The following is a 13791-nucleotide window of genomic DNA, read 5'->3' as shown; positions in this document are numbered from 1 at the left end:
CCGGTGTCGCAGCCGGCGAGCGGAGGAGGTGACGGACGGTGCGGTTGACCGACGACGAGCGGCGGATGCGCGACGGCGAGCAGGGCGAGGCGGTGCAGGCCGCGATGGACCTGCTGATCCGGTACGGCGAGGTGCTCGGCGCCGAGCGCCTGGTGGACACCGACAACGTCTGTGGGGCCAACATCTTCGGTCCCCGGCAGATGCAGCTCTGCGGGCACGCCGGCCCGGACGCTGTCTTCTCGGAGTTCAGCCTGGACAGCCCGAAACCGGTGGAGATCACTCCGATGCGGGCGCAGAGCTATCAGCTCATCGGGCCGATGGACACCCGGCACTGGCAGGTGCAGGGGCTCAGCCAGGAGGCGCACGACGCGATCGAGGAGTCCGAGTCGTACAGCGCCCGGCACGGCATCCACCTGATGAACACCTGCACGCCGTACCAGGTCGGCAACGTGCCGGTGAAGGGGGAGCACTGCGCCTGGATGGAGTCCTCGGCGGTGGTCTACGTCAACTCGGTGCTGGGCGCCCGGACCAATGTGGAGGGTCGGGAGAGCGCGGCGGCGGCGATGCTGACCGGGAAGATCCCGTACTGGGGCTACCACCTGGCCGAGAACCGGTTCGGCAGCCACCTGGTCGAGGTCGCCGAGCCGGTGCACAGCAGCCTGGACTGGGGGCTGCTCGGCTACTACGTGGGTGAGCTGGTCCAGGAGGGCGTGCCGGTGCTGGACGGCATCACCGAGGTGCCGAACCTGGTCAAGCTCAAGCACTTCGGCGCCGCCGCCGCCTCGTCCGGCGGGGTCGAGATGTACCACATCCCCGGCACGACGGTGGAGGCCGGCAGCGTCGCGGAGGCGTTCGGTCCGCGCCGGCCGGTGCAGACCCTCCGGTACGGGGAGCGGGAGCGGCGGCAGACGTACCAGCAGTTGAACCACACCGCCCGGGACACCGACGTGGACCTGGTGATGATCGGCTGTCCACACGCGACGCTGAGCCAGATCCGGGACGTCTGCCGGCTGGTCGAGGGCCGCCGGGTGCATCCCGACAGCGCGCTCTGGGTCTTCACCCCGCGCGCCATCCGGCAGGTCGCCGAGCAGAACGGCTACGCCCGGATCCTCCGGGACGCCGGCGCGCTGCTGATGAGCGACACCTGCCCGGCGATCGGGCAGTTCCTGCCGAAGGGGACCAGGGTGATCGCCACCGACTCGGCCAAGCAGGTGCACTACCTGCCGGCGATCATGAAGGTGCAGGGTTGGTTCGGCAGTACCGAGGAGTGCGTGGAGTCGGCGCTGACCGGCCGCTGGCAGGGGGAGTTGCGATGACGGCGACGGGTGCCACCATCATGTTGCACGGCCGGGGACTGGTCGGCGGGGTGGCCGAGGGCGAGGCGCTGGTGACCCGGGACAGCATCTCCGGCTGGGGCGGCATCGAGCCGACCGGCGGCCGGATCATCGAGTCCCGGCACGAACTCGCCGGCCAGTCGTTCAAGGACCGGATCCTGGTCTTCCCGGGCGCGAAGGGCTCCTCCGGCTGGTCCGGCATGTTCCACATGTCGCGGCTGGCCGGCTCGGCCCCGAAGGCGATGATCTTCAACTACATGAACACGAAGATCGCGCTCGGCGTGGTGGTGACCCGGGTACCGGCGGTCACCGATCTCGACCAGGACCCGCTGGACGTGATCGAGACCGGCGACTGGGTACGCGTCGACGCCGACAACGGCCTGGTCGTGGTGACCAGGGGCGGCCGGCGGCAGACTGGCGACGGGTCGGGCCGGCCGCAGACCGGTGTCGGGTCGGGCCGGCCGCAGACCGGTGTCGGGTCGCGGCGACGAGTGGACGGAGGGAGCGATGAGTGACTGGGCGGGGGTGATCCTCGACCCGACCGGTGACGCCGAGCGGGGCGCGGACACCACCCTGGCGCCCCGGCTGGGCAGCCTGCGGGGCGCCACACTGGGCCTGCTGGACAACGGCAAGCCGAACGGGTCGGTGCTGCTCGCCGAGATCGGCGACCACCTGCGCGAGCGGTACGGCGTCCGCGAGGTGGTGATGTACACCAAGTCGTACTTCGGCACGCCGGTCGACCAGACCCTGACCGAGCGGATCGTGCAGGAGTGTGACTTCGCCGTCGCGGCCATCGGTGATTGAGGCTCGTGCAGCGCGGCCAGTTTGGCCGACGGAATTCTGCTGGAGCGTGGCGGCATCCCAGCGGTCTCGATCTGCACCGAGCCGTTCAAGATTCCGGCCGATGCCATGGCCAGGGCCTACGGCTTCCCCGGTTTCCGGTACCTGCTGACCCCGCACCCGGTCGCCAGCCTCACCCTGGCGGAGGTCCGGGAGCGGGTGGTCCGGATGACACCGCACATCCTGGAGATCCTGGGGGTGGAATGACGACGACCGGCCTGCCGGTCGGGTCCGACGGCGGCGGGGTGCTCGACCCCGCCGCCGTGCAGGACGCGATCGAGTACTGCTACGAACGCGGCTGGACGGACGGACTGCCGGTGGTCCCCTGTGACCAGGCGTTGCTCGACCGGTTCCTGGCCCGGACCGACCGTGACCCCGACGACGTGGTCTTCGCGATGCCGCACCTCAACCGGCACTGCACGGTGCGGCTGGCCGCGCTGAACGCGGCGATGGCCGGCTGCCGACCGGAGTACTTCCCGGTGGTGCTGGCGGCCTGGGACTCGCTCGCCGCCGAGGGCTACCTCGCGAAGGGCATCTGGCAGAGCACCACCGGTACCGCGCCGATGCTGGTGGTGAACGGACCGGTACGGGAGCGGATCGGGCTGAACAGCCGGGGCAACGTCTTCGGACCGGGCTTCCGGGCCAACGCGACGATCGGCCGGGCGCTCCGGCTCACCGCGCTGAACGCGTTCGGCCTGCGTCCCCGGGAACTCGACCAGGCGACCCAGGGCACGCCGGCCAAGTACACCCTCTGCATCGCCGAGAACGAGGAGGAGAGCCCCTGGGCGCCGCTGCCCGCGGAGTACGGCTTCCCGGCCGGGCAGAGCACGGTGACCGCGATGACGATCCGCTCGGTCGTGCACGTCGAGGCCCGGCACACCGGCGTACCGGAACAGTTGCTCCGGGACTTCGCCGACACGGTGGCCCGGACCGGGGCGCTGCTGCACGAGACGATCAGCGCCTGCCTGGTGCTCAGCCCGGAGCACGCCCACCTGCTCGCCGGTGCCGGCTGGGACAAGCCCCGGATCCGGGAGTTCGTGCACGGTGCGGCGGTGCGCAGCCGGGCCGGGCTGGACCGGGTGGGCAAGGGGAGCGTCTCCCGGAAGTCGCGGTGGCGGGTGCCGGGCGACCATCCGGACGCCGTGCCGGACCGCGAGGCGGAGACCGATCCCGACTCGACGGTCGGCGCGGGTCGGGTGCATGTGTTGACGTCGCCGGAGGCGGTGCTGGTGGTGGTCGCCGGTGCGTCGAACTCGGGAGTCTCGGCCGTGGTGGAGACCTTCGGGCCGAGGGGCGATCGTCCGTGCGTCGTACCCGTGGGCGGGACCGGATAGCTGCCCGGGGTGCGGCGCCGAGCTGCCGTACCGGCTGGTGGACAGTTGCGATCTTCGCTGCGCCGGGAGTACCGTGTGCGCATAATTCATCGCCCGTTGAATAAGGTGATCGCGGTGGACGAGCGTACGACCTGCGTCGTCGTCGGCGGTGGACCGGCCGGGATGGTGCTCGGGCTGCTGCTGGCCCGGGCCGGCGTCGACGTGACGGTGCTGGAGAAACACGGCGACTTCCTGCGCGACTTCCGGGGCGACACGGTGCACCCGTCCACCCTGCAACTCCTCGACGAACTGGGCCTCGGCGAGCGGTTCGCCGCCCTGCCGCAGAGCCGGCTGGACGAGGTCGCCTTCCCGGTGGCGCCGGGCCGGCAGATCGTCATCGCCGACTTCCGCCGGCTGAAGACCCGGTACCGGTACGTCGCGATGGTGCCGCAGTGGGACCTGCTCAACCTGCTCGCCGAGGCGGGCGCGGCCGAGCCCTCCTTCAGGCTGCGGATGCGCACCGAGGTGACCGAGCTGATCCAGCAGGACGGCCGGGTCCTGGGCGTGCGCTACCGGGGGCCGGACGGCGAGACCGGTGAGCTGCGCGCCGAGTTGACCGTCGCCTGCGACGGCCGGTGGTCGCTCGCCCGGGACCAGGCCAACCTGCCGGTCCGGGAGTTTCCGGTGGGGATCGACGCCTGGTGGTTCCGGTTGCCCCGTGACCCGCACGACGACCCGGCCGGGCTCACCCCCCGGGTCGGTCCCGGCCGGTTCGCCGTGGTCATCCCCCGGGAGGGCTATCTCCAGATCGCCTACATCGCCCAGAAGGGCAGCGACGCACGGATCCGGGCCGCGGGGGTCGAACAGTTCCGTCGCGACATCGCGGAACTGGCTCCCGGCTTCGCCGACCGGGTCGACGCGATCACCTCGATGGACGACGTCAAGCATCTCGACGTACGGCTGAACCGGCTCGACCGCTGGCACGTGTCCGGGCTGCTCTGCCTGGGGGACGCGGCGCACGCGATGTCGCCGGTCGGCGGGGTCGGGATCAACCTCGCCGTGCAGGACGCGGTCGCCGCCGCCACGCTGCTCGCCGAGCCACTCCGGCGCGGCACGGTGACCGAGACCGACCTGGCCGCCGTCCGGTCCCGGCGGCTGCTACCGACCATCCTGGTGCAGCGGTTGCAGCAGTTCCTGCACCGGAATCTGGTCACCCCGATCCTGGCCGGGCGCCGGGCCGGGCCGCCCCGGCCGGTGCTGGCCCTGCTCCGGCGGTTCCCGGTCGTGTCCGTCGGTCCGGCCTACCTGATCGGCGTCGGCGTACGCCCCGAGCACGCGCCGCCGTTCGCCCGCCGGCCACCGGCCCCGGTCGGCACCGACGGAGAAGCCGGCTGAGCAGGTCCGTCGGGCCGCCCACCGTGGACGCAGCAGCGCGACCCGTCCCGGATGCGGCGGCTCCGTAGCTGCCCTTCCGTTATCCGGAAGACGTACTTCCCGGCCGACCGAGCGCTCGACATGCTCCGAGGAGAAGATTCCCCGCTTCTCCAAGGAGTCGCCATGACGGCCTTCGTACGCGACCAGTGGTATGTCGCCGCATACGGCAGGGAGGTCGGGCGGGAACTGCTCGGCCGCACCATCCTCGGCGAGCCGATCGTCTTCTACCGGACCGAGGGCGGCGAGGCGGTCGGACTCGCCGACCGGTGCGTGCACCGGCGCTTCCCGCTCTCCGAGAGCCGGCTCGACGGCGACACCATCGTCTGCGGCTACCACGGCTTCACCTACGACCGCGGCGGTTCCTGCGTCTTCGTCCCCGGCCAGCAGCGGATCCCGCGTACCGCCAGGGTGGCGGCGTACCCGGTGGTGGAACAGGACTCGTTCGTCTGGGTGTGGATCGGCGACAAGGCCAAGGCCGACCCGGCGCTGATTCCCCGGGCGCCCTGGCTGGCCGACCCGGACTACACCACGGTGTGCGGGATGGAGCCGCTGAACGCCCGGTACATGCTGCTGGTCGACAACCTGATGGACCTCTCCCACGAGACCTACCTGCACGGCGGATACATCGGCACCCCGGAGGTCGCCGAGACGCCTATCCAGACCGAGGTCGACGAGGACTCCGGGATCGTCTACGTGAGCCGGCACATGGACGACGCCGCCTGCCCGCCGTTCTACGCCAGGTCGACCGGCATCGAGGGCCGGATCACCCGCTGGCAGGACATCGAGTACCACCCGCCGTGCCTCTACCTGCTGCACAGCCGGATCGCGCCGCAGGGCAACTACCCGCCGGCCGAGGGCCCGGACGACCAGGCGTTCCACGTCGAGGTGGTGTACGCGATCACCCCGTCCACCGAGCACACCACGTACGACTTCTGGGCCGTCGCCCGGGACTTCGCCCTCGGCGACGAGGAGGTCTCCCGGTTCCTGCACTCCAGCAACCACACGGTGGTGATGCAGGACGTGACCGCGCTCAACCTCCTCGAACAGGTACTCGTCAAGGAGGCGGACGGTTACCAGGAACTCAGCATCAACATCGACACCGGCGGCCTGGCGGCCCGCCGCATCCTCAAGCGGATGGCCGAGCGGAGCCGGCCGGAGGGCGCGGTGACGTCGTGACCGGGCGGAGCGGCGGCACCGGTGCACCCGGCCGGATGCTCACCGGCCCCCGGGTGTACCGGGTCGAGTGGGTGCTCGGCACCGACCGGCTGCGCGGCTTCTGCTTCTGCGGCACCTCGCACGACGCCGAGGACCCGATCGAGCTGTGGGCCTGGCTGCTCGCGCACCCCGACAGCCACGGCGGGGACCGTCCGGTGCACCCCGAGCCGGTCGACGGACCGACCGGAGCGGTCCGGGACCGCCAACCCGTCCCCGCCTGAGCGGGGCCCTGCCGTCCGTCCCCGCCTGGGCGGGGCCCTGCCGTCCGTCCCCGCCTGGGAGGGGCCCTGCCGTCCGTCCCCGCCTGGGCGGGGCCCTGCCGTCCGTCCCCGACCGAATGGCCGAAACCGATGCCCAGCGACACCGAGCTCGATCCCGACACCCCGATCCTCACCGCCGACGGCCCGACCGCGCCCGCCGCGGGTGAGGCCGAACTCGACCTGCTGCTGACCGCCAAGACCGTGGCGGCCGACGGTGTCGTCGTACTCCGGCTGCGGCATCCCGCCGGAGCACCGCTGCCGTCCTGGGAACCCGGCGCCCACGTCGACCTGCTGCTCCGGCCGGACCTCGTCCGGCAGTACTCGCTCTGCGGAGATCCGGCGGACCGCACCGAGCTGCGGGTCGCGGTGCTGCGGGAGAGCGGCGGTCGCGGTGGTTCGGCGTACCTGCACGACCGGCTGCCGGTGGGCGCGACCGTACGCGTCCGGGGCCCGCGCAACCACTTCGCACTGCTGCCCGCGAAGCGGTACCTCTTCATCGCCGGCGGGATCGGGATCACCCCTATCGTTCCGATGCTGGCGGCCGCGGAGGCGGCCGGTGCCGACTGGCGGCTCGTCTACGGCGGCCGGTCCCGCGCCTCGATGGCGTTCCGGACCGAGCTGCGGGACCGGTACGGCGACCGGGTCTCGATCCGGCCGCAGGACGAGACCGGGCTGCTCGACCTGCCGGCGCTGCTCGCCGAGCCCGATCCGGAACGGCTGGTCTACTGCTGCGGCCCGGAACCCCTGCTCGGCGCGGTCGAGGCGAACTGCCGGCACTGGCCGGCCGGAACGCTCCGGGTCGAGCGCTTCGCGCCGAAGACCTTCGACGAACCGGTCCGGCGGGAGTCGTTCGAGGTGGAACTCGCCCGGTCCGGCCGGACCCTGGCGGTGCCACCGGACCGGTCCATCCTCCGGGTCGTCGAGGAGGCCGGAATTCCGGTGCTCTCCTCCTGCCAGGAGGGGACCTGCGGCACCTGCGAGACGCCGGTGCTCGCCGGGATTCCGGAGCACCGGGACTCGCTGCTGACCGACGAGGAGCAGGCGGCCAACGACACCATGATGATCTGCGTGTCCCGGTCCCGTACCCCGAAACTCGTGCTCGACCTCTGACCACCGGGCCCGTACCGGCAACGGTGGGCCACGGCGGCGGCGCGAGCCCGGTGTGCCGGCCGGGGCGGCACGGCGGATCTCGGCCACGCGGCCGGCGAATATGCTGGTGGTAGTGGGTGCGTACGGCTTGGGGGTGGCGGTGTCGGACGGGACGCCGTCGGGGACGGGTTCGGTGACGGTACGAGCGCTGCGGCTGCTCGAGGCGTTCACCCCGGACCGCCGTGACCTGACCCTCACCGAGCTGGCCGGCCGGGCCGGGCTGCCGCTCACCACCACCCATCGGCTGGTCAACGACCTCGCCGGCTGGGGCGCGCTGGAACGGGGCGCGGACGGCCGCTACCGCATCGGGCTGCGGCTGTGGGAGATCGCCTCGCTCGCACCGCGCGGCCTCGGGCTCCGCGAGGCGGCGCTGCCGTTCCTGGAGGACCTGTTCCAGGTGACCCAGGAGAACGTCCAGCTCGCCGTCCGGGAAGGCCTCGAGGTGGTGTACGTCGAGCGGATCGCCGGGCACAGCGCGGTGCCGGTGCTGACCCGGGTCGGCGGGCGGTTCGCGATGCCGCCGACCGGCGTCGGCCTGGTGCTGCTGGCCCATGCCCCGGCCGACGTGCAGGAGGCGGTGCTCGACGCGCCGTTGCAGCGATTCACCGAGCGGACCATCGTCTCCGCCCGGGAGCTGCGCCGGGTGCTCGCCGAGGTCCGGCGGACCGGGATCGCGATCAGCGACCGGCAGGTGACCATGGACGCGCTGTCGATCGGCGCCCCGGTGTACGGCCCTACCGGGGACGTGGTGGCCGCGGTCTCGGTCGTGGTCCGGGCGCCGCGCCCGCAGCGCGCCGGACTGATCCCGGTCGTCCGGGCCGCCGCCCGAGGCATCTCCCGGGCGCTGCGCGCCCCCGCCCTGCCGGCCGTCCGGCCGGGCCGCCGCGACCCCGGGGCCGAGTAGCCGGCGTGGATCTGTCCCAGGGAGTGCCGCTCGGTGGTGGGACGCCGGTCCCGGTCGATCCGGGACGGGACGGCAGCCGGGCGGCTGTGCGCCGGGTTGCCAGGCGCACAGCCGCGCGGTCGCGCCGGAGCCGGTCGGTACGGTCCGACCAGTTGGCGGGACTGGTGCCGTCGGCGGAATCTAGGCGCCGACCAGGCTGACCCGCCGCTGGATCGGGTCGATGGCGTCGAGGCGGGCCTCAAGCCGGGTGCCGACGTCCACCGGGCCGGCCTTCCAGAGCAGGCCGGGAACGCCCTCGACGGTCTCGACCAGGGCACCGAACGGCAGCGTCCTGGTGACGGTCACCGCGACGGCGTCGCCGACGGCGTGCCGACCCAGGAAGTCGTCCCAGCCGGCAGGAGTGTTCGTCCGAGTCAATGTGATCACCTCCTCTCCTCACCCGGACCTCACGGAGATCTGGGGGAGAGGGCGGCGGGCCGCGCGCCCGCGGCCGGATCACGCGACCATCGGGTAACCCGTCTGCGCATGGCGCCGTGGCGCCGACCCGACCGTCACGGGAGTGATTCTACGACATCCGGGCCGCCGCCCGGGTCGCCGTTTCCGGCCGGGAGGTCCTGTTCGGGCGTAGGGTGGTGCGGTGCCGGGACAGCCGTCCGCATTCCAGTGGGACGAGACGCTCTACGCCGGCAGTGCGGACCACTACGCCGTCGGCCGGATGCCGTACCCGGCGACGGTCGCCGACGCCCTGGCCGCCGAACTCCGGCTCGACGGCCGTGGCCGGCTGCTCGACGTGGGCTGCGGACCCGGCTCGCTGACCCTGCTGCTGGCACCGCTCTTCTCGTCGGTGCTGGGGATCGACGCCGACCGGGACATGGTGCGGCGGGCCGAGCGGGCGGCCCGCGAGGCCGGCGTCGGCAACGTGCGGTGGCAGCGGTTGCGGGCCGAGGAGTTGCCCGCCGGGCTCGGCACGTTCCGGGTCGTCACGTTCGCGCAGTCGTTCCACTGGCTCGACCGCCCCCGGGTCGCCCGCGCGATACGCCCGATGCTCGGCGCCGACGGGGTCTGGGTGCACGTGGGCGCCACCACCCATCGGGGGGTGGACGGCACCGACCCGCTTCCGCTTCCCCGCCCGCCGCACGACGAGATCGACGCGCTGGTCACCCGCTATCTCGGTCCGGTGCGCCGGGCCGGTCAGGGGGTGCTGCCCGCCGGCACGGCGGGCGGCGAGGAGGGGGTGATGCGCGCCGCCGGGTACCGGGGCCCGCGCCGGTTGACCGTCGGTGGCGGCATCGTGCGGGAGCGTACCGAGGACGAGGTGGTGGCGGCGGTCTTCTCGCTGTCGTACGCCGCGCCGCACCTCTTCGCCGGACGGCGCCCGGAGTTCGAACGGGACCTGCGACGGCTGCTGCGTACGGCGGCACCGGCCGGGCGCTTCGCCGAGCGCGCCCGGGAGGTCGAGCTGGTGCTGTGGCGGCCGTAGTCCCGGGTGGCCGGCGCGGCGCCAGCTTACTGAAGTGCTGACTTGTCCCACTTTCCGGTGTGGATTTGGCGACATCGAGGGACAGGACTACGGTCAGGGCCGGCTGATGCCGCGAAATGGGGCCAACACGACCGATGGGATCATGGTGACTGTCCTCAACTTTCGGCGTACCCGATCAGGCGTCCTGCTCGCCGTGACGTGCGCGGCGGCCCTGTCGCTCTCGACGGCCTGCGCGGGCCAGGAGGCCCGACGTCCACAGTGGTCGGAGGGCGTACCGGCCACCGACTCCTCGTCGGCGGCGCCCACCCCGACCGACGCGAGTCCGAGCCCGACCCCCACGCCGAGGCCCACGGCGGCCCGGACCACCCGGCCGCCGGCCAGCAGCGCGCCGCCCCGCCGGGCCCGCACGATGGGCGAGCAGACGACGGTGACGGTCAGGGTGACCGGCGGGTTCGGCCAGGCGCAGAACTTCACCGGCCTGCACCAGGAGGGCTGTGGCAATCCGAGTTTCGGGCTGGTGCAGGTCCGGGTGGGCGCGGCCGGCAACGTCTCGTCGGTGTCGTTCCGCTACCGGGTGAACACCGTGGTTCCGTTCGACGGCAGCGGATCCGCCCGGACCATCGGCAGCGACCGGGGGACCTGGCTGACCAGCCTCGGGCCGTTCCGGGCCGAGCCGCGCAACTCGGCGGGCGGCACCATCGCCATCACGGCGACGGCGAAGTTCAAGGACGGCTCGACCCGTACCGCCCGGACCAGCACCTCGCTGAAGGCCTGCCGACGCTGACCCGGCACCCTCCGGCCGACCTGCGGTGCCGGTGGGTTGACGTGAAGCGAGGTTGAACTTGCAACCTGGTGACCATGGCAGACTTCACCATCGACGAGGCGTACGAGCGGCTCCGCGACACCGGCCCCGAACGTGACGGCTGGCTGTCGAACCATGCCCCGATGGCGGCGGAAGCCCTGGCCCGACACGGGTACGGGTCCCGGGTTCACCGCTGGTTGGACCGCTACACCGACCGGCTGACGGAGCGACCCCGGGGAATCTCGCCGATCCCGGTCGCGCAGTGGCGGGACCCGCTCGGCGACCCCACCCGGGCCGGCGACTGGCTGGACTACTTCGCCCGGGAGTTGGCCGGCGAACCCTGGCGGGCGGTGCTGGTCCGCTGGTGGCCCCGGCTGCTGCCCGGCATCGCCGCCGGAGCCACCCACGGCGTGATCCGGGTGGGACACGCCGTACGCGCGCTGCGCGACGCCGAGACGCCGCCCCGGATCGCCGAACTCGGCGCGGGACTCGCCTACTGGGCGGCCCGGTGGCAACCGCTCGCCCCACCCGGCACCGGGCCGTACCCGGCCACCGACCCCCGAACCGCGCTCGACCGGGTGCCGCGAGTGCCCGACCAGCGGTTCGGGATCCGGTCCCGGCTCGCCCAGCTCGCCGGATCGGCCGAGTGGCCGGCCGCCGCCGGAGCGGTTCCCGGAGACCCGGGCGCGACCGTCCCGGCCAGGCTGGCGGCCGTCGTCGACGCCGCCGTCGTCCGGTACGGCAGCCACGGCCACGGCAACCCCATCATGCTGGTGCACGCCGCGACCGCCCCGAACGCGGTGCTGCGTACCCTGCCCGCGCTGCCGGCGGCACTGTGGCAGCCGAGCCTCGCCGCGGCCTGGGCCGCCACGGCCGCGGTCACCGCCGCCTACGCGCCGGCCGACCCGCGCCCCCTGCCGGCCGTACGGTCCGGCGGGCGGCTCGACGAGGCGTGGAGCCGGGCGGTGGACTCCGGTGACGAGCACGCGATCAAGTTCGTCGACACCGCGATCGACACGTACGCCCGCAGCGGTGACCCGACGCTTCCGAACCTGGTCGCCGAGTCGATCCGGCCGCTGACCGAGGACTGAACCCGCTGCACCGCGCCCGGAAAACCCTCACTCGGCGGTGGGCCACCGGGCGGGCGGATCCGGACCGGACTGGGGCATGATCGGAGCGATGTCCTTCGTCCTGCACGAGCCGGCCCGGCTCGACCTCTGCTACGACAGCCTGCACGGCTTGTCCGTCGGTGACGCGCTCGGCGCGCAGTTCTTCATGGTTGGCCGGTCGCCGGCCGATCTGGCCGCGGGTCGACCGCCGGCCGGCCCCTGGGAGTGGACCGACGACACCGAGATGGCCTGCTCGGTGGTGGCCGAACTCGCGGCGCACGGCGAGATCGGCCAGGACCGGCTCGCCGCCGCGTTCGCGGAGCGCTGCGAGCCGTACCGGGGCTACGGGGCGGGTGCGGTGGTGATCCTGCACCGGATCCGGGACGGGGTGCCGTGGCGGGAAGCGGCCCGGGACGCGTTCGGTGGGGAGGGCTCCTGCGGCAACGGCGCCGCGATGCGGGTGGCTCCGCTCGGCGCCTACCACGCCGACCGGCCGCGTCGGGCGGCCGAGCAGGCGATCCGGTCCGCCGAGGTGACCCATGCCCACCCCGAGGGGATCGCCGGGGCCGTGCTGGTCGCGGTCGCCGCCGCGCACGCCGGAGCGGCCCGGCTCACCGGAGTACGCCCGTCCGCGCCCGAGTTCCTCGACCGGCTGGAGCCGTACCTGATCGACGGGCAGCTACGCCGGGGCGTCGAACGGGCCCGCCGACTGCTCACCGGCACGGCGGTGACGGTCGAGGAGGCGGCGTACGAACTGGGGAACGGCTCGCGGGTGACCGCCCAGGACACCGTCCCGTTCACGCTCTGGGTCGCCGCGACCCACCTCGGCGACTATCCGGCCGCGATCACCGCGTGTGTGGCCGCCGGTGGGGACGTCGACACCACCGGGGCGATCGTCGGCGGCGTGCTGGCCGCGTACACCGGGACCGGTGACCGGCCCGACACGGTCGGCGTGCCGGCGGCCTGGCTGGCCGCCCGGGAGGCGCTGCCCGGCTGGGTCGACCGACCCTCGGACGACGGCCCTCTCGCCGGCCGGCGATAACCGGTTCGGCGGTTGCTGGTCTGGCGGTTGCTGGTTCGGCGGTTGCTGGTTCGGCGGTTGTCCGAGGGGGGCCGGCCGGTGGTGGCTCAGCGGGAACCGTTGCCGCCGTGTTCCTGACCGGGCATCCGACCGGGCGGATCGGGCGGTACATCCCTGCCCGGAGGCCGGTGCGGCTCGTTCGGGCCCGGCTCCGGGTCGGTGGCCAGCAGGCGTCGGCAGTAGTCGTCGACCCCGTCTCGGCCGCCGGCCGCCCGGACCAGGGCGGCGGAGGGCGGCCGGCGGGCTGAGGAGCCGTCCGGGCCACCCCTGGTCAGGAAGGCCCGACACTGCGCCACGAGCGACTGCGGCGGGGGAGTCTGGCCCGGCCGGCCGGGCTCGGCGAGCGGCGGCTCGGTGCCGGTCGTGGTGGGCCTCGGCGCCGGTCCGGTCGTCGGCGGCGCTGACGTCCGCACCGCCGACGGGCCGGCATCGGCGCTCGGCGTGCCGCTGGGTGGCCCGGCGGGACGCAGTGCGGGGATCTCTGCCGCCAGCGCCACGCCCGCGGTGAGCGTGGCGACGGCCACGGCGATCCAGCCGAGGGCGCCGGCGGTGAGCCGGCGCCGCTCGGCAGGTGGACCGGCGGCGGTACCGGCCAGGGCCTCGCGGGTCTCGGTCGTCCGGGGTGTCGCCGCCGAGGCCATGGTCCGGCCGTCGCGGGCCGCCCGGAACGCCGCCACCGCGGCGTCCTCGCCGTGGAGTTCTCCGGGTCGGGCCGGCGCCGCCGCGACGGCGAGCAGGTGGGCGAGCGGGTCCGGGACGTCGCCGTGCGCCTGCCGGAACCCGGTGGCGCCGGCCGCGACGGCGTCGAGTAGCCGCTCCGCCGCTTCCGGATCGGGCCGACCGCGTCGACGGAAAATCATTCTCATCTCT

15 protein-coding genes are annotated in these 13791 nt (G+C 73.6%); 13 read left to right on the top strand and 2 right to left on the bottom strand.

What is annotated here, in order from left to right; genetic code table 11:
• The first annotated feature begins 38 nt into the window (after positions 1 to 38).
• From ACQEVC_RS40650 to ACQEVC_RS40610, 9 genes are all read left to right on the top strand, one after another.
• Positions 39 to 1316: an aconitase X gene (locus ACQEVC_RS40650; protein WP_432889045.1), complete on the top strand. Its 1278-nt coding sequence runs from the start codon at positions 39 to 41 to the stop codon at positions 1314 to 1316.
• Positions 1313 to 1849, top strand: coding sequence for an aconitase X swivel domain-containing protein (locus tag ACQEVC_RS40645; RefSeq protein WP_432889043.1), 537 nt, complete (start codon positions 1313 to 1315; stop codon positions 1847 to 1849). Before ACQEVC_RS40650 ends, ACQEVC_RS40645 begins: the two co-directional genes overlap by 4 nt.
• Complete coding sequence (locus ACQEVC_RS40640; protein WP_432889041.1) at positions 1842 to 2381, top strand: UGSC family (seleno)protein; 540 nt, start codon at positions 1842 to 1844, stop codon at positions 2379 to 2381. The genes ACQEVC_RS40645 and ACQEVC_RS40640 overlap by 8 nt, the downstream gene beginning before the upstream one ends.
• Entirely contained in the window at positions 2378 to 3508 is a 1131-nt protein-coding gene (locus ACQEVC_RS40635; protein WP_432889039.1) for a hypothetical protein, read from the top strand. The genes ACQEVC_RS40640 and ACQEVC_RS40635 overlap by 4 nt, the downstream gene beginning before the upstream one ends.
• 114 nt (positions 3509 to 3622) lie before the next feature.
• Complete coding sequence (locus tag ACQEVC_RS40630; protein ID WP_432889037.1) at positions 3623 to 4882, top strand: FAD-dependent oxidoreductase; 1260 nt, start codon at positions 3623 to 3625, stop codon at positions 4880 to 4882.
• Positions 4883 to 5044: 162 nt separating this feature from the next.
• Positions 5045 to 6097, top strand: coding sequence for a Rieske 2Fe-2S domain-containing protein (locus ACQEVC_RS40625; protein WP_432889035.1), 1053 nt, complete (start codon positions 5045 to 5047; stop codon positions 6095 to 6097).
• A complete protein-coding gene (locus ACQEVC_RS40620; RefSeq protein WP_432889033.1) occupies positions 6094 to 6357 on the top strand; it encodes a hypothetical protein in 264 nt (87 codons plus the stop codon). Before ACQEVC_RS40625 ends, ACQEVC_RS40620 begins: the two co-directional genes overlap by 4 nt.
• A 129-nt stretch (positions 6358 to 6486) precedes the next feature.
• The gene (locus ACQEVC_RS40615; RefSeq protein ID WP_432889031.1) at positions 6487 to 7506 is read left to right on the top strand and encodes a PDR/VanB family oxidoreductase; all 1020 of its coding nucleotides are present in this window, start codon (positions 6487 to 6489) and stop codon (positions 7504 to 7506) included.
• Between the two features lie 172 nt (positions 7507 to 7678).
• Positions 7679 to 8449 carry an IclR family transcriptional regulator gene (locus tag ACQEVC_RS40610; protein ID WP_432889029.1) on the top strand — a complete coding sequence of 257 codons (771 nt, stop codon included), beginning with the start codon at positions 7679 to 7681 and terminating at the stop codon, positions 8447 to 8449.
• Positions 8450 to 8629: 180 nt separating this feature from the next.
• Here ACQEVC_RS40610 and ACQEVC_RS40605 read toward each other — a convergent pair whose 3' ends face one another.
• Positions 8630 to 8875 (bottom strand): hypothetical protein, encoded by a 246-nt coding sequence (locus ACQEVC_RS40605; protein ID WP_432889027.1) that lies wholly within the window; start codon positions 8873 to 8875, stop codon positions 8630 to 8632.
• 211 nt (positions 8876 to 9086) lie between these two features.
• Here ACQEVC_RS40605 and ACQEVC_RS40600 point away from each other — a divergent pair, with 211 nt between their 5' ends.
• From ACQEVC_RS40600 to ACQEVC_RS40585, 4 genes are all read left to right on the top strand, one after another.
• Positions 9087 to 9929, top strand: a complete 843-nt coding sequence (locus tag ACQEVC_RS40600; RefSeq protein ID WP_432889025.1) for a class I SAM-dependent methyltransferase — start codon at positions 9087 to 9089, stop codon at positions 9927 to 9929.
• 142 nt (positions 9930 to 10071) lie between these two features.
• A complete protein-coding gene (locus ACQEVC_RS40595) occupies positions 10072 to 10713 on the top strand; it encodes a hypothetical protein (RefSeq protein ID WP_432889023.1) in 642 nt (213 codons plus the stop codon).
• 74 nt (positions 10714 to 10787) lie between these two features.
• Positions 10788 to 11822: a questin oxidase family protein gene (locus ACQEVC_RS40590; protein ID WP_432889021.1), complete on the top strand. Its 1035-nt coding sequence runs from the start codon at positions 10788 to 10790 to the stop codon at positions 11820 to 11822.
• Between the two features lie 88 nt (positions 11823 to 11910).
• Entirely contained in the window at positions 11911 to 12882 is a 972-nt protein-coding gene (locus ACQEVC_RS40585) for an ADP-ribosylglycohydrolase family protein (protein ID WP_432889019.1), read from the top strand.
• An 86-nt stretch (positions 12883 to 12968) separates the two neighbouring features.
• On the opposite strand, the gene ACQEVC_RS40580 is transcribed toward ACQEVC_RS40585, so the two are convergent.
• On the bottom strand, positions 12969 to 13781 hold the full coding sequence (locus ACQEVC_RS40580; RefSeq protein WP_432889017.1) for a hypothetical protein: 813 nt from the start codon (positions 13779 to 13781) through the stop codon (positions 12969 to 12971).
• Positions 13782 to 13791: the final 10 nt, after the last annotated feature.

Origin of the sequence: Plantactinospora sp. CA-294935, assembly GCF_050936445.1 — a bacterium.
Classification (GTDB): domain Bacteria; phylum Actinomycetota; class Actinomycetes; order Mycobacteriales; family Micromonosporaceae; genus Plantactinospora.
This window is presented reverse-complemented; position numbering and strand designations above follow the sequence as displayed.